The organism is Psychrosphaera sp. HA2-10 (assembly GCF_055693745.1).
The window spans coordinates 1,778,786-1,798,692 of sequence record NZ_CM146341.1 but is presented as its reverse complement, the minus strand read 5'-3'; the positions used below and the strand labels follow the sequence as shown (position 1 = coordinate 1,798,692).

Below are 19,907 nucleotides of genomic sequence, written 5' to 3'. Positions count from 1 at the left end.
TCATGTGTGGTATTGTTGGAATAGTTGGCAAAGACCCGGTTAATCAAATAATTTATGATGGCCTAACGGTCCTTCAACATAGAGGTCAAGATGCCGCTGGTATCGTTACCATTGATGAAGGAAAGTTTCGTCTACGAAAAGCAAATGGTTTAGTACGAGATGTGTTTCAAGAACGCCATATGCAAAGATTGCAAGGTAACATGGGAATAGGGCACGTTCGGTACCCAACAGCTGGAAGCTCTAGTTCAGCGGAAGCCCAGCCATTCTACGTCAACTCTCCTTTCGGTATCTCCCTCGCCCACAATGGCAATTTAACTAACGCGACTGAACTCAGAAACCATCTATTTAAAGAAGCTCGTCGTCATATAAACACGACATCAGACTCTGAGCTCCTGCTTAATATTTTAGCCCATGAGCTGTGTGAATCTAAGCTCATGGAATTATCAGCTGATAACATGTTTTCTGCTGTACGTCGTCTACATCAGAATGTTCGTGGTGCATACGCAGTTGTAGCTGTGATTATAGGTCATGGCTTATTAGCCTTTAGAGACCCTAATGGTATTCGCCCTCTTGTACTAGGTGAGCGTGAGACTGATAAGGGCACCGAATACATGGTTGCATCAGAGAGCGTTGCACTTGATATTGATGGTTTTAAACTAATCCGTGATGTGGCGCCAGGTGAAGCAATTTATATTACCGAACAAGGGGAGCTATTTACAAAGCAGTGCCATCCAGACCCTAAATGCGTGCCATGTATCTTTGAATATGTATATTTTGCTCGTCCAGACTCTAAACTAAATGACATATCCGTTTACGCTTCTCGCGTAAAAATGGGCACGTATTTAGGTCAAAAAATTAAAAAGGAATGGTCAGAGCTCGATATCGATGTTGTTATTCCGATACCTGAAACGAGCTGTGATATCGCACTACAAATTGCCCATGAATTAGACCTGCCGTACCGCCAAGGCTTTGTTAAAAACCGTTATGTAGGCCGAACGTTCATCATGCCAGGTCAAGCGCAACGTAAAAAGTCAGTTCGACGTAAGTTAAACGCTATTGGTGAAGAGTTTAAAGGAAAGAACGTACTTTTAGTGGACGACTCAATTGTTCGAGGCACCACCTCTGAGCAAATAATTGAAATGGCAAGAGATGCAGGTGCAAAAAAGGTATTTTTCGCTTCAGCAGCCCCGGAAATTCGTTTTCCGAATGTTTATGGCATTGATATGCCTTCACCAAATGAACTTATTGCTTATGGACGTGAAGCGGATGAAGTCGCGTCGTTGATAGGTGCTGATAAATTAATTTATCAATCATTAGCAGACTTAGAGTCAGCTGTTCGAGAGCAAAACTTAGGTATTGAAACGTTTGAAACCTCAGTATTTGATGGTAACTATGTTACGAAAGATATTGATCAAACCTACCTTGAATCACTTGAAAGTACTCGTAGTGATAATGCCAAAGGAAAAGTTACTGAGCCACTTGAAAATGGTTTGGAAATGCATAACGAAGAAGGTTAGATCCTCTACCTAGTCAAAGTAAATGAAAAAAGCCAGTCTCTAATGAAGCTGGCTTTTTTTTCACTCTCAATGTACTGCGATATGTTTCCAGTGATTAGCTATGAAATTTTTCACAAGCTTCTAGCGTGTTTTCTACTAATGAAGCAACTGTCATTGGGCCAACACCACCAGGAACCGGGGTAATCCAGGATGCACGCTGGAAAGCTTCGTCAAATTGAATATCACCAACTAAGCTTCCGTCCGCTAAGCGGTTAATACCTACATCAATAACGATAGCACCAGGTTTAACCCAGTCTCCAGGAATGAACTCTGGCTTGCCTACTGCAACGACCAAAATGTCAGCTTGGCGAACTTGCGCTTCTAAATCTTGTGTAAACTTATGACAAACTGTTGTAGTACATCCGGCAAGTAATAACTCAAGTGACATTGGGCGACCAACAATATTGGAGGCACCGACGATAACGGCATGCTTACCTTTATAAAAGACATGAGTATTATCTAGCAATGTCATTATACCTTTAGGTGTGCATGGTCGAAGGGCAGGGACTCGTTGTGCGAGTCGTCCTATATTATATGGATGGAAGCCATCAACGTCCTTGTGTGGGTGTATACGTTCTAGTACACGCTCAGGGTTTAAACCGTGAGGTAAAGGAAGTTGAACTAAGATGCCATCAATTTCAGCATCGTTATTTAGCTCATCTATTAGTGCAAGTAATTCTTTTTCTGTAGTGGTGGCTGGGAGGTCATAGGATTTTGACGTTAAACCAACTTCTTCACACGCTTTCTTTTTATTGCCAACATATACTTGTGATGCAGGGTCTTGACCTACAAGTACAACAGCGAGCCCAGGCGCTCTTCTATTAGCTTTTATTCTGGCACTTACACCTGTTTTTACTTTATCTCGAACGGTTTGGGCGATGGCTTTACCATCTATAAGTCTGGCAGTCATTGAACACTCTTATGTAGTAGAAGTTAATTTTGCGATTAGATTGTAAACCTTTGGCATTAAAAACTCATCGATAAAAACTAAGATAATCAAAAAAATTACAACTCCAGCAATGAAATGGCGTGTTTTTTATACTAAAATGGCATTTATTGAACGAAACATTAGCAAGTTGGACTAAAAATCACCAAACGGTATAAATTCTTTAAAAAAGTGTTTGACTGAAATGGGGGTTGTCCGTAATATGCCGCTCTGTCGCGAGGCAACAAGTTCTCAAAGCAAAAGTCGGTGTTTAGCGCAGCTTGGTAGCGCACTTCGTTTGGGTCGAAGGGGTCGCAGGTTCGAATCCTGCAACACCGACCATCTTTTGCTTTAAGGATATAGCCCGTAGGTTATGCGCCCGTAGCTCAGCTGGATAGAGCAACGCCCTTCTAAGGCGTCGGTCGTAGGTTCGAATCCTACCGGGTGCGCCATTTGTTTCGTTGACAAGTCTATATTGCGGTGATTGTAGCTCAGTTGGTAGAGCCCCGGATTGTGATTCCGGTTGTCGTGGGTTCAAGTCCCATCAGTCACCCCATCTTTTTGCGGGAGTGGCGGAATTGGTAGACGCGCTGGATTTAGGTTCCAGTATCGCAAGGTGTGAGAGTTCAAGTCTCTCCTTCCGCACCATTATCTACTTATATAATATTGTCGGTGTTTAGCGCAGCTTGGTAGCGCACTTCGTTTGGGTCGAAGGGGTCGCAGGTTCGAATCCTGCAACACCGACCATTATTATTTCCGTTACAAACACACAAAAATCAAACTTTCTCTCCTAAGTGCACATTATTTATCCCATTTTGGTCCCTTTTGCGTGGACGATTCAAAAAGACACAGCTATAATGCGCCGTCATTTTAAGAACAAAAATATTGGGCCCGAGATTTTTATATTGGCCACAAAGTTAATTAATTGAGGTAGAACATGCAGGTTTCTTTAGAAACGACTCAAGGTTTAGAGCGTAAAATTACTATCACTGTTCCAGCTGAAACAGTTGAAACTCAAGTTAAAGCACGTTTACGTGAAGTTGGTAAAACAACTCGTATCGATGGTTTCCGTAAAGGCAAAGTACCAGTTTCAGTTCTAGAGAAGCGCTACGGACAGTCAGTATTTGTAGAAGTTGCTCAAGAACAAATGCAACAAAACTACATTCAAGGCATTATCCAAGAAAAAGTAAACCCTGCGGGCGCGCCTTTCTTTGAGCCAAAGAATATGAAACGTGGTGAAGACCTAGAGTTTTCAGCGACGTTTGAAGTATACCCAGAAATTGCTCTAGATAACGTTGATAAAATCTCTGTTGAACGTCCAGTAGCTGAAGTAACAGACGCTGACTTAGATAACATGATGGTTACACTTCAAAAGCAACAAGCGTCATGGGTTGAGTCAGACGAAGCCGCTGCTGAAGGTCACCGTGTTAATATCAACTTTGTTGGTAAAATCGATGGTGAAGAGTTTGAAGGCGGCAAAGCTGAAGGTTTTGATTTAGAGCTAGGACAAGGTCGTATGATCCCTGGTTTTGAAGACGGAATCCTAGGTAAAAAAGCAGGTGAAGAAGTTACTGTAAACGTTACATTCCCTGAAGAATATCACGCTGAAAATCTTAAAGGCAAAAAAGCAGAGTTCGCTGTTACAGTAAACAAAGTTGAAGCACAGCAGTTACCAGAATTAAATGACGAGTTTGTTACTAAGTTTGGCATTGAAGAGGGCGGCGTTGACGCACTTAAAGCTGAAGTTAAAAACAACATGACTCGTGAATTAGGCCAAGCGCTTAAAGCTAAAGTTAAAGAGCAAGCTATTAAAGGTTTATTAGAAGCTCACGAACTAGAAGTTCCTAAAGCGTTAATTGACCAAGAAGTAAATGCTTTACGTCAACAAGCTATGCAACGTTTTGGTGGTCAAATGGACGCGAGCAACATGCCTGAGCTTCCTGCTGAATTATTTGAACAACAAGCGAAAGACCGTGTTCGCACTGGTTTGTTACTTGGTGAGTTCATTCGCACAAACGAAATCAAAGCAGATGACGCTAAAGTAAAAGAAATCATTGAAACTCAAGCTTCAGCTTATGAAGATCCTTCAGAAGTAGTTAATCACTATTATGGCGACGAAAAGTTAATGGAAAATATCCGTAACTTAGCGACTGAAGATCAAGCGATTGAAATGTTACTTGAGAAAGCCAAAGTTGAAGATAAATCATTCAGCTTTGACGAAATTATGAACCCTAAGCAAGCATAATTAAAAATCGCATTGACTTAAGGGTTGAATAAAGGATTTAATGGCTCGATATACAAAACGTATGTCGAGCCATTTTTGTTTAAGGAAGTTTTATGATTAACCACAATAGTAATGTGGTAGCTGGATTTGATGATCCAAGCAACGCATTAGTCCCTATGGTCGTTGAGCAAACGGCAAAAGGTGAACGTTCTTATGATATCTATTCTCGCCTTTTAAAAGAACGTGTCATTTTTTTAACCGGTCAAGTTGAAGATCAAATGGCGAACTTGATCTGTGCTCAGCTTCTTTTTTTAGAATCTGAAAACCCAGATAAAGACATTTATCTTTATATAAATTCACCTGGTGGTTCTGTAACTGCAGGTATGTCAATTTATGACACAATGAATTTCATTAAGCCAGATATTGCTACTGTATGTATGGGCCAAGCGGCTAGTATGGGTGCATTTTTATTATCAGGCGGTGCTAAAGGTAAGCGTCACTGTTTACCGAACTCTCGTGTAATGATTCACCAGCCGTTAGGTGGATTCCAAGGTCAAGCATCGGATTTTGAAATTCATGCAAAAGAAATTTTGTATATTAAAGAAAAATTAAACCGTTTAATGGCGGATCACTCAGGTCAACCATATGAGAAAGTCGCAAAAGATACAGACCGCGATAATTTCTTAACGCCAGAAGATGCGCTGGAGTATGGTTTAATCGATTCTATTCTTACTCGTCGCGATTTAAAGTAAGTTTATTAGTTAACCCGCTGGGTTAATACGAAATATTTGACTAACATTAATATTAGTCAAGCTAGCAAAGTGAGGTGACTCTATGTCAGAACCTACAGAAAATGACAGTAAGCTACTGTATTGTTCATTTTGCGGCAAGAGCCAGCATGAAGTTCGAAAACTAATTGCCGGTCCTTCTGTATATATCTGTGATGAATGCGTTGATTTGTGCAACGACATTATCAGAGAAGAAATTAAAGAAATTTCGCCAAAGCGTGATGCTGAATCGCTGCCAACGCCACGAGATATTCGTGAGCATTTGGACGATTACGTCATCGGTCAGCAACATGCTAAAAAAGTGCTAAGTGTAGCGGTTTATAATCACTACAAACGCTTACGTAATGCTGACACAAATAACGGTGTTGAGTTAGGCAAAAGTAATATCTTATTGATCGGGCCTACCGGTAGCGGTAAAACGTTATTAGCGGAAACTTTGGCTCGCTTCCTAGATGTTCCATTTACAATGGCCGATGCAACAACATTAACTGAAGCCGGTTATGTTGGTGAAGATGTTGAAAACATTATTCAAAAGCTATTACAAAAATGTGACTACGACGTAGAGAAAGCGCAGCGCGGTATCGTTTACATTGATGAAATTGATAAGATTTCACGCAAATCAGATAACCCGTCAATTACTAGAGACGTATCTGGTGAGGGTGTACAACAAGCCTTACTTAAGCTTATTGAAGGTACTGTTGCTTCTATACCGCCTCAAGGCGGACGTAAACACCCTCAACAAGAGTTTTTACAGGTTGATACCTCTAAAATACTGTTTATTTGTGGCGGTGCTTTTGCTGGATTAGATAAAGTAGTTAGTGCACGTTCTGAAACGGGTACGGCGATTGGCTTTGGTGCTGAAGTTAAGTCAAGCAAAGACGAAACAACGCTAACAGAACACTTCCAAAATGTAGAGCCTGAAGACTTAGTTAAATATGGATTAATTCCAGAATTTATCGGTCGTCTTCCGGTGGTTGCAACATTAGGTGAACTAGATCTTGATGCGCTCGTACAAATACTAAGTGAACCTAAAAATGCGTTAACTAAACAGTATGGCGCTTTGTTCGATTTAGAAGGTACTGAGCTAGAGTTTCGTGAAGACGCACTTAAAGCGATAGCTGCAAAAGCAATGGCACGTAAAACAGGTGCTCGAGGATTGCGTTCAATTATTGAAGCAACCTTGCTAGATACAATGTATGAACTACCTTCTATGGAAGATGTTTCAAAAGTTGTAATCGATGAATCTGTTATTGACGGTCAGTCTGATCCTATTTTGATTTATGACAATCAAAAAAGTAAGGCTTTGCCTGAGTAATATTTGCGCAAGTATCGATAAAAAGGAGTCATTTGGCTCCTTTTTTGCTTTCAGCAATTGAACTTTTTATGAGTCACCCCATATACTTAATTATTACTATTAGAATGCAGAGAACTCATCAATATGACGCATGAAGCAGAACATTCAAACATTCCAGTTTTAGCACTTAGGGATGTTGTCGTTTATCCCCATATGGTTATTCCCCTTTTTGTTGGTCGGGAAAAATCTATCGCATGTTTAGAACAAGCAATGGAAAAAGATAAAAAAATCTTTTTAGTAGCCCAGGTTGATCCAGCGAACGATGATCCTAAACCGGATGACATGTATAAAGTTGGTACAGTGGCCACCATTCTACAATTACTTAAACTACCTGACGGTACTGTTAAAGTGCTGGTAGAAGGTAATGTTCGCGGAAAAATTATTAAATTTACTGAAACAGATGATTACTTCGAAGCTGAAGTTGAACCAATTGCAATCGCAATGGCAGACGAGCGTGAAGAAGAAGTATTGATTCGTTCTGCAATTAATCAATTTGAAGGCTACATCAAGCTTAATAAAAAAATTCCTCCAGAAGTGCTTACTTCCGTAACTGGCATTGAAGATGCGGATCGACTAGCAGATACCATGGCGTCTCACATGCCACTTAAAGTCGAAGAAAAACAAAAAGCGTTAGAAATAGAAGATGTTCATGAGCGTCTAGAATACTTAATGGCGCTGATGGAAGGTGAGATAGATCTTCTTCAAGTTGAAAAGAAAATCCGTAGCCGTGTAAAAAAACAAATGGAGAAAAGCCAGCGCGAGTATTATTTGAATGAGCAGATGAAAGCAATTCAAAAAGAGCTAGGCGAAACGGAAGACGGCGTAGATGAGTTTGACGCGCTTGAAGCAAAAATTGCAGAAGCAGAAATGCCTGAAGAAGCTGAGCAAAAAACCAAAGCTGAACTTAAAAAACTCAAAATGATGTCAGCCATGTCTGCAGAAGCAACGGTAGTCCGTGGTTATATCGACTGGATGACAGGCGTTCCATGGAAAAAACGCAGCAAAGTTAAAAAAGACTTAAATAAAGCGCAAGATATCCTAGATTCAGACCACTATGGTTTGGATAAGGTTAAAGAACGAATTTTAGAATACTTAGCAGTTCAACAACGAACCAGCAAACTAAAAGGGCCTATTCTTTGTCTTGTAGGGCCTCCAGGTGTTGGTAAAACATCATTAGGGCAATCCATTGCTAAGGCAACAGGTCGTAAGTATGTGCGCATGGCTTTAGGTGGCGTTCGTGATGAAGCTGAGATCAGAGGACATCGCCGCACTTATATTGGTTCTATGCCAGGCAAAATCATTCAAAAGATGAGCAAGGTAGGTGTGAAAAATCCACTGTTCTTGTTAGATGAAATAGACAAGATGAGCTCGGATATGCGTGGCGATCCATCGTCTGCGTTACTAGAAGTATTAGACCCTGAGCAAAATGCGGCATTTAACGATCACTACCTAGAAGTGGATTATGACTTGTCTGACATTATGTTTGTTGCAACGTCAAATAGCATGGATATCCCGGGTCCGTTGTTAGATAGAATGGAAGTTATTCGTCTAGCTGGATACACAGAAGACGAAAAGTTAAACATTGCAAATCAGCACCTAATTAGTAAACAAATCAAACGTAACGGTCTAAAAGCCAATGAGTTAACGCTAAAAGACAGTGCAATTATAGATATTGTTCGTTATTACACCCGTGAAGCTGGCGTACGTAGTTTAGAGCGTGAAATATCCAAAATTTGTCGTAAAGTAGTAACGCAAATATTAACGAATAAAGACACCAAAAGTGTTGTGGTTAATGGCGAAAACTTAGCAGAGTATCTAGGTGTACGCCGCTATGATTATGGTAAAGCGGATGAAGATGATCGTATTGGTCAAGTTACTGGCTTAGCTTGGACTCAAGTAGGCGGTGATTTACTTACTATCGAATGTGCGACGGTTCCAGGAAAAGGCAAACTAGTTTATACCGGCTCTCTAGGTGACGTTATGAAAGAGTCTATTCAGGCTGCCATGACCGTAGTTAAAAGCCGTGCAGAAGGTCTTCGAATTAACTCGGATTTTTCTGAGAAGCGAGATATTCACGTTCATGTTCCGGAAGGCGCGACACCTAAAGATGGGCCAAGTGCTGGCATCGGGATGGTAACAGCATTGGTCTCAAGCTTAACTGGTAATCCAGTTAAGGCCGACGTTGCAATGACAGGTGAAATAACACTTCGTGGCGAGGTTCTTGCGATAGGTGGACTGAAAGAAAAACTATTAGCAGCACATAGAGGTGGAATTAAGACTGTTTTAATCCCTCATGAAAATGAACGTGATTTGGAAGAAATTCCAGATAACGTGAAGAAAGACTTGATTATTAAGCCTGTAAAGTGGATTGATGAAGTTTTAGATGTCGCTTTAAGTCAGCCAATTGAGCGAATTTCGACTGAAAATTGTGCATAAGTGAAGTTTTTTTTATAAATTTTAAAAAAAAGGCTTTTCAAAAGCGCCGACTGTGCTAGTTTATTGGGGCTAGGAGGGTTGGTGCGCCTACCTTCACTATTAAAATTGATTTCTATCGTTTATTAAAACGGAATGAATGTGAGCCTAACAAAAATAATAAGGGCTCAGATAAATAAAAAAACAATATAGGGGATGAAATTGTGAACAAGTCTCAATTAATCGAAAAAATCGCTGAAGGTGCTGACATTTCAAAAGCTTCTGCAGGTCGTGCATTAGACTCATTTATTGAGTCAGTAACTGGTGCTCTTAAAGATGGTGATTCAGTTGCACTAGTTGGTTTTGGTACTTTCTCAGTACGTGACCGTGCAGCGCGTACAGGTCGTAATCCACAGACTGGTGCGACTATTGAAATTGCAGCTGCAAAAGTTCCAGCATTTAAAGCGGGTAAAGCGCTTAAAGACGCGTGTAACTAATTAAAACTTTTTGATGGGGAGCGGTAGTTCAGTTGGTTAGAATACCGGCCTGTCACGCCGGGGGTCGCGAGTTCGAGTCTCGTCCGTTCCGCCAATAAAAAAGTTCAAGCATTAAAGCGCATCTGTTAAGATGCGTTTTTTTTTACTAAACAATTTCAAACTCAGCAAAGAGAAGTAATAATGCTAGAAAGAATTAGAGAAGGTTCTCAAGGAATCGCAGCCAAAGTTATCCTTGGCTTGGTGATACTTACATTTGCCATTAGTGGTATAGGTAGTTACATCAACAGCAAAGCTGATACTGCTGTAAAAACAGTAAATGGTGTCGAAATAACACAAACTGCAGTAGAAGAAGCGTTTCAAAACGAGCGTAATCGTATGAAACAGCAGTTTGGTGATGTTGTTGAGCAGTTAATGGCAGATGAAAGTTATGTTGCAAACTTTAGACAAGGTATCGTAGATAAACTTGTTGTTGAAGAGTTACAGCGCCAACAAGCAAAAGACTTAGGTATTCGTGTAAGCGATGAGCAAATTAAAAAAGCAATTGTTGCTATGCCTGAGTTTCAACGAAACGGTCAGTTTGATAACGAAGTTTATTTAGCGTTGTTACGTCAAGCTGGTTTCACACCAACGCAGTTTAGAGATTATTTGCGCCAACAAATGGTTCGCTCACAGTATACCGCTTCTTTGATGGGCTCGGAGTTCGTTTTAGAGCACGAAAAAGAGCAATATGCTGCTTTGAATAACCAAACAAGAACCTTCCTACAAGTCCTTGTGTCAAGTAAAGCGCTTGAGTCGAACGTAGAGTTAACAGAAGAAGAAATTCAAGCATATTACGATAACAATAAGTTTTCGTACAAAACCGCAGATAAAGTTGCAGTTGAGTATATCTTGATCGACGCGCAAAAACTTGCAGAGTCAGTTGCGGTATCAGCAGAGCAACTTGAAGAATATTACGAGCAAAATATCGTAGAGTTTACAAAACAAGAACAACGCCGTATCGCTCACATTTTAGTGGAAGCTAAAGAAGGTGCAGAAGAAAAAATTAATCAAGCTAAAGAAAAGCTAGCCTCTGGTGAGTCTTTTGCTTCAGTAGCAGCAGAGTTTTCTGAAGATACATTCAGTGCCGAAAATGGCGGCGATTTAGAGTGGTTTGAAGCAGGCGTATTCGGCGAAACATTTGACCAGGCAGTATTAGCCCTGGAAAAGGTTGGCGATGTAACACCTGTATTTGAATCAGAGTCAGGCTTCCACATTGTAACAATGACTGAATACGAAAAAGCGGAAAGTGCATCGTTCGAAGATGTTAAAGCACAAATCGCTTCACAACTTCAACAGTTAAAAATAGACGAGCTTTATATCGAAGCGCAGACAAAAGTATCTGAAATATCTTTTGAGATCCCAGATACACTGGAAGATGCGGCTGAGGTTGCTGGTCTTGAATTAAAGACAACAGGTTTAGTAACAGCTAATCAACTACAAGGTATCGTAAGCAACCCTTCAGTAGTATCAAAGGCATTTGATGAAAACTTCATTAGTGAAGGCTTAAACAGCGAACTGATTGAGATAAACGATACGAAATCAATAGTGTTCAGAGTAACAGAAAACCAACCAGCTCGTGTTCAGCAGCTAGAAGAAATTAGAACGCCAATTACAGTGGCCCTTACTCGAGAAAAAGCGTCAGAATTAGCATCTAAAAAAGCATTAGAAGTTGAAGAGAAAGTTAAAGCGGGTGCAGAGTTAGCTGAATTGAATGCTGATCCGGCCGTGACGACGTCAAATCAGATTGATGTTGGTCGCTTTGATACAAAAGTTAATGCAAATGTAAGAGACGCTGTTTTTGAGTTGCCAAAGCCAGAAAACGGTCAACCAGAGTATGACCTAGTTGAGCTGCCTAATGGTGATGCAGCCGTTGTATCATTAACGTCAGTAACGACTAAGCCTGCATTAGTAGATGCCCCTGTTTCAAACCAAGTACTTAACGTGATTGGACAACAAGCAGTAAAAGCATTAATTGATGCGAGTAAAGCGAACGCCGACATAGAGTAAACATCAAGGTTACTTTATAAAAGGTAAAAAGGCTCTTAGTGAGCCTTTTTTTGTATCTACATATCCATAGATTTTAATAGTTTTTGTGTTTTAGGGTGCTGAGGGGATTCAAAAATATCATCAATGGTTCCCGCCTCTATAATTTTCCCTTGGTCCATTATCATAATGCGGTCACTCAAATAGCGAACTAAAGACATTTGATGTGATATGAGCAAATAAGTGAGCTGGAGCGTCTCTTGTAGCTCTAAAAGTAAATTAATGACTTGAGCCCTTAAAGAAGGGTCTAATGGCGCTAGAGCCTCATCAATAATAACCACTTGTGGATCCAATATTAAAGCTCGGGCAATACCAATTCGCTGTGCCTGACCTCCAGAAAACATGTGCGGATAATATTCCGCGTGTTCAGGCAGCAAGCCAACTTTACGTAATGACTTATTAATTCGCTCCTGGCGTTGTTGTTTATTTAAGCGTGTGTTGAATAGAAGTGGCTGCTCTAATTGCTCACCAATTCGCACCGTTGGATTCAGTGACTTCTGAGCATCTTGGAATATCATTCTTATGTTTTGACAAAAAAACTTGGCATCATGCCAATTAACTCTGTCGTCACCTAGATATAACTCACCAGAGTCAGGCAGTTCTGCCCCCGCCAAAATTCTTGCAATAGTACTTTTACCAGAGCCGGCTTCACCGACGATAGCTAGTGTTTCACCGCGATGTAAATCAAATGAAATGGGGCCGATTTCAACATTACGCCCTTTTTTAAACCAGTTCGATTTATCTTTATATGTTTTTTTAATTTCTCTCACTGAGAATAACGGGATAGATTCCACTATTTGAGTTCCTCAATTAATGGATAATGACATCTAAACGATTGTCGCTTTATTTTTTGTTGTTCAGGCATAATGACACATGCTTTTTGCGCATTTGGGCAACGAGGTCCTAAGCGACAACCTGCCGGCAAATGTTGCAATGTCGGAATGGTTCCCTTTAGCGTATATAAACGTTGCTTACTATGCATATCGACTTTACTGAAGTCGGGTTCGCTATCAAATAACGCTTTGGTGTAAGGGTGTTTAGGTGCTGAAAGTAATTTTTTTGTTGGACCACTCTCAATAAGCTGGCCGCAGTACATAACATTTATCGTATCTGCCCAACTCGTAATAGTGTTTAGGTTATGAGTAATAAAGATTACGGCCATGTCTTTAAGCTGATTTAAACTTTTTAGTAGCTTTATTACTTGTAATGATGTTGTGCTTTCTAGCGCCGTTGTTGGCTCGTCAGCGATGAGCAGTTTAGGCTCTTTTGCAATAGCCATCGCGATCATTATTTTTTGGCATACACCTTCTGATAACATGTGTGGGTAGCTATTGAAGATAGCGACATGATCTTTAATACCGACTTTGTGCAGTAAGTTGCTGCACTTTTTAACTCTTAATTCTTTTTTCGCTCCAAACCAACCTGAGTAATCACCGTCGGGTAAGGACTCTTCGATTTGAGAAAATATATCAGCAGTTGGATCAAGACAACGTCGTGGCTCCTGGTAAATCATCGAAATATTAGAGCTAATGATTTTACGTCTATTTGTTTCAGAGAGCTTATTTAAATCTTCACCCATAAAATGAAGGCGATCAGCGGTAACATTCCAACGGTTATTTAAAACACCAACCAATGCTTTAGCTATTAAGCTTTTACCAGATCCTGACTCACCGATTAAGCCACTTACATCCCCCATTTTCATAGCAAAATTAACTGACTCAACTGCACGAATAACTTCGTCATTCGTTTGTAATTCTATGTTCAGGTTTCTAATATCTAATAAACGCATAATAACCTACTGTAAGCGACGGTCTTTAAGGGCACGGCGCAAACCGTCACCAACAATATTTACAGACAAAATACAAATGAATAGTATCAAACCCGGTAACATTACCGTCCATGGGCTCAAATAAAATACATCTAAACTATCAGCAATCATAGTGCCAAGCTCAGGCTCAGGGGTTTGTGCGCCTATACCTATAAAACCAAGAACAACAATATCTAAGATGGCCGAAGAGGTAGCCATAGCAGAAAAAATAACGATGCCTTCAACTAGGTTCGGTAACAAAGCATATTGGAATAACTGTAATTTATTCGCGCCATCTAACTTGTATGCAATAACAAAGTCTTTATTCAGTAAATCAGCCACCTCAGTGCGAACATGATGAATAAACTGCGGAAGCATGGCTAACACAACAGCCCAAAAGGTATTCGAAATACCAGGGCCAAGAATTGCCACAATAACAATCGCTATCAATAACGAAGGCATAATCAATGCTATGTCTAGAACATGGTTTAATACACTTGCACGAATACCTTTACTGAACCCTGCCAGCGTGCCAATAAGCACGCCCACAGTTAGAGCTAAAATAACCGCGACGATTGCCAGGCCAAATGAATAGCTAATACCTATCAATACTCGAGATAAAATGTCGCGCCCAAGGCCATCCGTTCCAAATAAATAATTAATTTGTCCTTCAGGCTCCCAAGCTGGGGGCACTAACAGGGCTTCTGGATGTTGTTGATAAGGAGAGTAGGGCGCGATAAATGGGCCAAACACTGAAATTACCAGCATGATAAGGAATATCCAAAATGCTACTAGAGCAAAATGGTTACGCTCGAATAAACTCCAAAGCTGCTTTAATGGGGAATAATTGCTCGGCGAAGAAAATAATCTAAATTTTGCCATGACCATGCCTTCTTGCCAGTGGATCAAAAACCATATAAATAACATCGAAAATAATCGTGGCGACAAACACCATTCCAGACATTACCATCAAACCACCTTGAATCGCAGGGTAATCTCGCTGATGTATTGCGTCGACTAACCAAAGGCCAATACCTGGCCAGGAGAAAATAACTTCAGTAACCATGGCAAGAGTAATAAGAGTACCAAAATGAATTCCCAGCATTTGTATTACAGGTAACAAACCGTTTCGAAGCGCATGTCGCTTTAAAACCTGGAAGTTTGACAGCCCTTTAGCTTTGGCGGCTTTCACATAACTTGTATCAAGAACATTTTGCATTGACTGGCGTGTTGTTCGTATAAGTACAGTCGTTGGATAAGCGGCTAATACAAAGGTCGGCATTATTAAATGTTTTAAAGCATCTAACATAGCCTCCATTTTATATGGCAACTCTGAAATCCAGATATCAACGAGCATGAATCCCGTTACCACTGGAATATCATATATAAGGCTCAGCCTGCCAGAAACTGGGAACCAACCTAAGTTAATTGAGAAAATCAAAATCATAATCAGCGCAAGCCAGAATATTGGCATAGAAAAGCCAATCAATGACAATGCCAAGATAGGTTTATCTAACCAAGCTCGGTTAGAGTCAGAAGCCAAAATACCAAGCGGTAGCGCAACGATAAAGCTGTAAAGTAATGCATAAACCGCGAGTTCAATTGTTGCTGGAAGAGCATGAAAAACCTGATTAAATATACTCGTGTCGTTGATAAAAGACACACCCCAATCACCATTTGTGAGCCTGTGGATATAAGCGAAGTACTGGAAAATAACATTTTGGTCTAGGCGATACTCTTCACTCAATATCTGTCGTAATTCTGGAGAAATATTTAGATTTCCAGTCATATTTGACAATACATCGCCAGGAAATAAATAATTTAATGAAAATGCAAAAATCGTAACACCCAAGGTAACGAAGATTAGTAAGTAACATTTCCGCAACACATAATTTAACATTATTGTTTGCCCTTTTGCGTTGCTGAGAAATCAATCCCACCATAAGGGTTTATGTTCACTTTCTTAATATAGTTGTGATGCACCTTGTGTCTTGTGGCATGAGCGATTGGAACTAAAGGAACTTCGCTTGTAATGATATTTTCTGCATTAGTGTAAAAGGTCTTACGTTTGGCCTGATTTGCAGTAGAAAGAGCTTTTTTTACGTTATTATCGAAGTCGTCGTTACACCAAAGGCTTCTATTTGAACCTGACAATGCGGCTGCACAACTCAAAAGAGGGCGATAAAAGTTATCAGGGTCTGAATTGTCGGCTAACCAGCCAATAAGAACTGAGTCATGCTCACCGTTGGCTAGTTTTTTTCTAAACGTACCCCAGTCATAAGTCACAATATTAACCTTTATATTGAGCTCTTTTAAACTCTGCTGCAGGATCTCCGCCATTTTTCCAGCATTTGGGTTATAAACTCGCTGAACAGGCATTGCCCAAATGTCCATTTCAAATCCGTCAGAATACCCCGCTTCGTTAAGTAACGTTTGGGCTTTTTGTAAATTGTAGCGGCTAACGTAAGAGTCGCCATTGTAGGCCCATGAGGTCGGTGGTAACAAGCTAGTGGCTGGCTCGGCTAATCCAAAGTACACGGCATCAATAATCGCGTTTTGATCCACAGCATAAGACAACGCCCTGCGAACTAGGGGATTGTCAAAAGGCTCAACTTCAGTATTAAACGCCCAGTAACTCACATTCATTGAGGTTGTTTCTACAATATCAATCTCTTTGCGCTTATGCAGAAAACCAACGTCAGACGCTGACGGATAACCTAAAACATCGCATTCCTTTGTTAAAAGCTTTGCCAGTCTTGTGGAGTTATCGGGAGTTATATCAAAAATTATTTGCTCTAGGTTTGACTCTGACTGCCAATAATCGTGGTGTTTTAGGTAACGAATGTAGTGATCTCGTTTATAATCTTTGAACTTAAACGGACCCGTACCGATAGGCTTTTGATCAATAAGCTCTTTCTGACCAGATTCGATGAGCTGTTCTCCGTATTCAGCGGATAAAATAACGGCAAAGTCAGTGGCCATATTCGCTAAAAACGAAGCCTGGGGATCATTTAACCGAAACTCAATTGTTAAGTCATCGACGACAATAATTTGCTCAATTAATTGTGATAAGCCAATACCGCTAAAAAAGGGGTATTGACCACCACCCACATCGTGAAATGGATTGTCAGTATGAAGAATTCTAGAAAAGGTAAATAAAATATCAGCGCTGGTTAAGTTTCTTGTTGGCGTAAAGTAATCCGTGGTATGAAACGTAATGTCTTTGCGTAAATAAAAGCGATACCGCATTGCATCATTGGATACGATGACTTTTCGGGCAAGATCGGAGACAACTTGACCGTTGCTTGGATCTATTTTTACTAACCGGTTGTAGATTTGTTGTGATACGGCATCAATCGTGGTACCACTTGTAACTAACTGAGGATTAAAAGACTCGGGAGAGCCCTCACTGCAATACAGTAGCGTTTTTGATGCTAGTTCTGAATCTTGTTCAATATCGCACCCTAGTATGCTTGTAACGCCAAACATAACTAATACGGCTTTTATTAAACCTTTAATCTTCACCATTGCTGTCCAAAAGATTGTATTTCTTTAAATAGCCACGTAACTGATGATACGTAACACCAAGCTGCTCTGCTGATTTCTTCTGATTGTAGTGGCAATTCGCTAACGCCTTTTTAATCAGATTAATTTCAAACTCTTGGCTGACTAATTTAAAGTCTAACGGAAATTTAGGCTCTAATTCTAATGGACTACTAGATTGATTGACAGAAGGATTTGTTATTTCAGTCGAGGAAGTTTTAGACGGACTTTGAATATTCGATATTTCAGCCTGTCGATCTTGAGTTTTGACACGTTGTTTAGGTCTAAAGGGGCTATCGAAAGGGTCGATAACAATCTCATGGACGGGGACATGTGGATTGGCAGCTCTGTAAACGCTGCGTTCTACTACGTTTTTTAGTTCACGCACATTACCAGGCCACTCATACTCCATTAAAAACTCTTTGGCTCTTCTTGAAAATCCGCTGAATAATTCCCAGCCAAGCTCTTTTACCATTGATATTGCAAAGTGTTCAGCCAATACCATGATGTCTTCACGACGTTCTCTCAGTGGCGGTAGGGTAATTACATCAAACGCTAATCGGTCAAGTAAGTCCGAACGGAATTCACCGGCTTCAGCTAGAGCCGGTAAGTCTTCATTGGTAGCGCATACAAGCCGAGTATCAACTTTTACTGTTTTACTTCCACCAACACGCTCAAATTCACCATACTCTATTACCCGCAGTAATTTTTCTTGAACGAGGCCTGAAGTATTCGCAAGCTCATCTAAAAAGAGCGTACCGCTATTTGCTCGTTCAAATCGACCTTCGTGGCGTTTGCCGGCGCCAGTAAACGCGCCAGATTCATGGCCAAACAATTCACTTTCAAGTAGGTTTTCATTTAATGCAGCACAATTAAGGGTAACGTAGTTTTGATCCCATCGGCTAGATAGGTAATGCAGTCGGGCTGCGATAAGCTCTTTACCTGTACCTCGCTCGCCAATAATTAACACCGGCTTATTGAGCGATGCCAACTGTGAAACTTTTTCGAGGACTTCCAAAAAGGAATTTGCTTGACCGATTAGGTTATCTTTTTTTCTAAAATGATTCATAGTTTCAACAGTTGGTTAAAATGACTAATTAGTAGTGTATTTTAAAAACACAAAAACAGGAAGTATTCATTTGATAAATATTTAAATCATTAAAAACAGTGCTTTACGATGTGATTAAATGTTGGCAAGGTATCTGAATGTAATAACGCAACGTGACATAAGGTTACTGTTAAAAGAACGGCAACGTTCAAATAACCAATGATGAGGTAAGTATTATGGGAATTTTTTCACGCTTTGCTGACATTGTGAATGCAAACATTAATTCGTTATTAGATAAAGCAGAAGATCCTGAAAAAATGGTTCGCTTGATTATTCAAGAAATGGAAGACACCTTAGTTGAGGTTCGTTCATCGTCAGCAAGAACACTTGCCGATAAAAAAGACGTGGTACGAATTATTGAACGATTAAAGGCCGAAGCCGAGGATTGGCAAAGTAAAGCTGAGTTAGCTTTATCTAAAGATCGTGAAGACTTGGCTCGCCAGGCCTTAGCCGAAAAGCAAAAAAGCGAAGAGCAAGTTGTCGCATACGAAAAAGACCTAGGCGCGTTAGACGAGCAAGTGAGTCGTTTACAGGGTGAAATTGGTCAACTTCAGGTTAAATTAGAAGATGCCAAAGCCCGTCAAAAAACGATTCTGATGCGCGGTAAAACCGCATCTTCAAGGTTAAATGTTAAAAGTAAGTTAAGTAACGATAAACTCAATGATGCCTTGTCTCGATTTGAGCAATACGAGCGCAAAATTGATAGTATCGAAGCGGAAGCTGAATCTTATGATTTAGGCAATAAAACGCTAGCAGATGAATTTGCAGAGTTAGAGTCATCTGAAAAGGTAGACAGTGAGCTTGCAGCATTAAAAGCGAAACTTAACTCAAACAAAAAAGATAAGTAAGACGCACTAAGCGAAGGAGTATGTGATGAGTGACGTAGTAGGAATTTTAGTGGCGCCAATTATTATCTTTATGATTTTTGTAGCGCCAATCTGGTTAATAATGCATTACCGTAGTAAGAAGCAGGTTAGCCAAGGGTTGAACGAACGTGAGCTTCAAGAGTTATATAGCTTAGCACACAAGGCTGAGTCACTAGGTGAACGAGTAAAAACACTTGAGTCTATTTTAGATGTTGAAGCGCCAGGATGGCGCGGTCAGCCTCGATAAAATGATTAGGAGGCTAATTATGACTAAGCAAACAAGTAAGAAGTTAATGCGTATTCCAAGTAAAGGAAAAGTGGCAGGAGTATGTGCTGGTTTAGCAGAGTTTACAGGGATAGAAACGTGGTTAATTAGAGTTATTTGGTTTAGTGGTATTATTTTCTCAGGTGGTTTTTTTATTGTCGCTTATATCGCTGCCTGGTTTATTTTAGATAAAGATGGAAGCATCTCTCGTCGCGAAGGCGGCTTTCAAGCTGAATCAACGCCATGGGCTAAATTCGAAAATGAAATTGATAAAGCTGTGCATGTTAAAAGAAATGTTTATCAGTCAGGCGAGCCACCAGTTCAGGCGTTTAGAGACATTAAAAGGCAGTTTGACGGCATTGAACAACGAATCAGAGGTATTGAAACATACGTCACCTCTAATGAGTTCACCCTGAAACGAGAGATAAATAAGCTTTAATTTATCACTCATAAAATATAAAGAAGGCCGCATTGATGCGG

17 protein-coding genes and 6 tRNA genes are annotated in these 19,907 nt (G+C 40.3%); 16 read left to right on the top strand and 7 right to left on the bottom strand.

Going from position 1 to position 19,907, the window contains the following annotated elements:
- Window positions 1-2 precede the first annotated feature (2 nt).
- Window positions 3-1,517 carry an amidophosphoribosyltransferase gene (gene purF / locus ACZ1GV_RS08330; protein WP_472673764.1) on the top strand — a complete coding sequence of 505 codons (1,515 nt, stop codon included), beginning with the start codon at window positions 3-5 and terminating at the stop codon, window positions 1,515-1,517.
- Window positions 1,518-1,611: 94 nt separating this feature from the next.
- Here purF and folD read toward each other — a convergent pair whose 3' ends face one another.
- On the bottom strand, window positions 1,612-2,466 hold the full coding sequence (gene folD, locus ACZ1GV_RS08325) for a bifunctional methylenetetrahydrofolate dehydrogenase/methenyltetrahydrofolate cyclohydrolase FolD (protein WP_210562201.1): 855 nt from the start codon (window positions 2,464-2,466) through the stop codon (window positions 1,612-1,614).
- A 280-nt stretch (window positions 2,467-2,746) separates the two neighbouring features.
- Between folD and ACZ1GV_RS08320 the strand changes: the two genes are divergently transcribed.
- From ACZ1GV_RS08320 to ACZ1GV_RS08265, 12 genes are all read left to right on the top strand, one after another.
- Window positions 2,747-2,823, top strand: a tRNA-Pro gene (locus ACZ1GV_RS08320).
- Between the two features lie 33 nt (window positions 2,824-2,856).
- Window positions 2,857-2,933, top strand: a tRNA-Arg gene (locus tag ACZ1GV_RS08315).
- Between the two features lie 28 nt (window positions 2,934-2,961).
- Window positions 2,962-3,037: transfer RNA gene (locus ACZ1GV_RS08310), tRNA-His, on the top strand.
- Window positions 3,038-3,044: 7 nt separating this feature from the next.
- A tRNA-Leu gene (locus tag ACZ1GV_RS08305) sits at window positions 3,045-3,129 on the top strand.
- Window positions 3,130-3,151: 22 nt separating this feature from the next.
- Window positions 3,152-3,228, top strand: a tRNA-Pro gene (locus tag ACZ1GV_RS08300).
- A 190-nt stretch (window positions 3,229-3,418) separates the two neighbouring features.
- Window positions 3,419-4,726 (top strand): trigger factor, encoded by a 1,308-nt coding sequence (tig, locus tag ACZ1GV_RS08295; protein WP_472673763.1) that lies wholly within the window; start codon window positions 3,419-3,421, stop codon window positions 4,724-4,726.
- A gap of 92 nt (window positions 4,727-4,818) precedes the next feature.
- Window positions 4,819-5,457: an ATP-dependent Clp endopeptidase proteolytic subunit ClpP gene (clpP, locus tag ACZ1GV_RS08290; RefSeq protein ID WP_210562203.1), complete on the top strand. Its 639-nt coding sequence runs from the start codon at window positions 4,819-4,821 to the stop codon at window positions 5,455-5,457.
- An 82-nt stretch (window positions 5,458-5,539) separates the two neighbouring features.
- Complete coding sequence (clpX, locus tag ACZ1GV_RS08285) at window positions 5,540-6,808, top strand: ATP-dependent protease ATP-binding subunit ClpX (RefSeq protein ID WP_210562204.1); 1,269 nt, start codon at window positions 5,540-5,542, stop codon at window positions 6,806-6,808.
- A 123-nt stretch (window positions 6,809-6,931) separates the two neighbouring features.
- Window positions 6,932-9,283: an endopeptidase La gene (gene lon, locus ACZ1GV_RS08280; RefSeq protein WP_472673762.1), complete on the top strand. Its 2,352-nt coding sequence runs from the start codon at window positions 6,932-6,934 to the stop codon at window positions 9,281-9,283.
- A 200-nt stretch (window positions 9,284-9,483) separates the two neighbouring features.
- A complete protein-coding gene (gene hupB, locus ACZ1GV_RS08275) occupies window positions 9,484-9,756 on the top strand; it encodes a nucleoid-associated protein HU-beta (protein ID WP_210562206.1) in 273 nt (90 codons plus the stop codon).
- Between the two features lie 17 nt (window positions 9,757-9,773).
- A tRNA-Asp gene (locus tag ACZ1GV_RS08270) sits at window positions 9,774-9,850 on the top strand.
- An 86-nt stretch (window positions 9,851-9,936) separates the two neighbouring features.
- On the top strand, window positions 9,937-11,802 hold the full coding sequence (locus ACZ1GV_RS08265) for a SurA N-terminal domain-containing protein (protein WP_472673761.1): 1,866 nt from the start codon (window positions 9,937-9,939) through the stop codon (window positions 11,800-11,802).
- A 56-nt stretch (window positions 11,803-11,858) separates the two neighbouring features.
- Here ACZ1GV_RS08265 and ACZ1GV_RS08260 read toward each other — a convergent pair whose 3' ends face one another.
- Genes ACZ1GV_RS08260 through pspF form a run of 6 tightly spaced genes read right to left on the bottom strand, consistent with a single transcriptional unit; the run spans window position 11,859 to window position 18,257 of the window.
- Window positions 11,859-12,632, bottom strand: coding sequence for an ATP-binding cassette domain-containing protein (locus ACZ1GV_RS08260; protein ID WP_472673760.1), 774 nt, complete (start codon window positions 12,630-12,632; stop codon window positions 11,859-11,861).
- On the bottom strand, window positions 12,632-13,627 hold the full coding sequence (locus ACZ1GV_RS08255) for an oligopeptide/dipeptide ABC transporter ATP-binding protein (protein WP_472673759.1): 996 nt from the start codon (window positions 13,625-13,627) through the stop codon (window positions 12,632-12,634). The genes ACZ1GV_RS08260 and ACZ1GV_RS08255 overlap by 1 nt, the downstream gene beginning before the upstream one ends.
- Before the next feature lie 6 nt (window positions 13,628-13,633).
- Entirely contained in the window at window positions 13,634-14,527 is an 894-nt protein-coding gene (locus ACZ1GV_RS08250) for an ABC transporter permease subunit (RefSeq protein ID WP_472673758.1), read from the bottom strand.
- Window positions 14,514-15,548, bottom strand: a complete 1,035-nt coding sequence (locus tag ACZ1GV_RS08245) for an ABC transporter permease (protein ID WP_472675878.1) — start codon at window positions 15,546-15,548, stop codon at window positions 14,514-14,516. Before ACZ1GV_RS08245 ends, ACZ1GV_RS08250 begins: the two co-directional genes overlap by 14 nt.
- Entirely contained in the window at window positions 15,545-17,173 is a 1,629-nt protein-coding gene (locus tag ACZ1GV_RS08240) for an ABC transporter substrate-binding protein (protein ID WP_472673757.1), read from the bottom strand. Before ACZ1GV_RS08240 ends, ACZ1GV_RS08245 begins: the two co-directional genes overlap by 4 nt.
- Window positions 17,160-18,257, bottom strand: coding sequence for a phage shock protein operon transcriptional activator (gene pspF / locus ACZ1GV_RS08235; RefSeq protein ID WP_472673756.1), 1,098 nt, complete (start codon window positions 18,255-18,257; stop codon window positions 17,160-17,162). The genes ACZ1GV_RS08240 and pspF overlap by 14 nt, the downstream gene beginning before the upstream one ends.
- Window positions 18,258-18,472: 215 nt before the next feature.
- On the opposite strand from pspF, the gene pspA reads away from it, so the two are divergent.
- Genes pspA through pspC form a run of 3 tightly spaced genes read left to right on the top strand, consistent with a single transcriptional unit; the run spans window position 18,473 to window position 19,866 of the window.
- On the top strand, window positions 18,473-19,144 hold the full coding sequence (gene pspA / locus ACZ1GV_RS08230) for a phage shock protein PspA (RefSeq protein ID WP_210562212.1): 672 nt from the start codon (window positions 18,473-18,475) through the stop codon (window positions 19,142-19,144).
- Between the two features lie 25 nt (window positions 19,145-19,169).
- On the top strand, window positions 19,170-19,409 hold the full coding sequence (gene pspB / locus ACZ1GV_RS08225; protein ID WP_210562213.1) for an envelope stress response membrane protein PspB: 240 nt from the start codon (window positions 19,170-19,172) through the stop codon (window positions 19,407-19,409).
- Window positions 19,410-19,428: 19 nt separating this feature from the next.
- Window positions 19,429-19,866 (top strand): envelope stress response membrane protein PspC, encoded by a 438-nt coding sequence (gene pspC, locus ACZ1GV_RS08220; protein WP_472673755.1) that lies wholly within the window; start codon window positions 19,429-19,431, stop codon window positions 19,864-19,866.
- Window positions 19,867-19,907 lie beyond the last annotated feature (41 nt).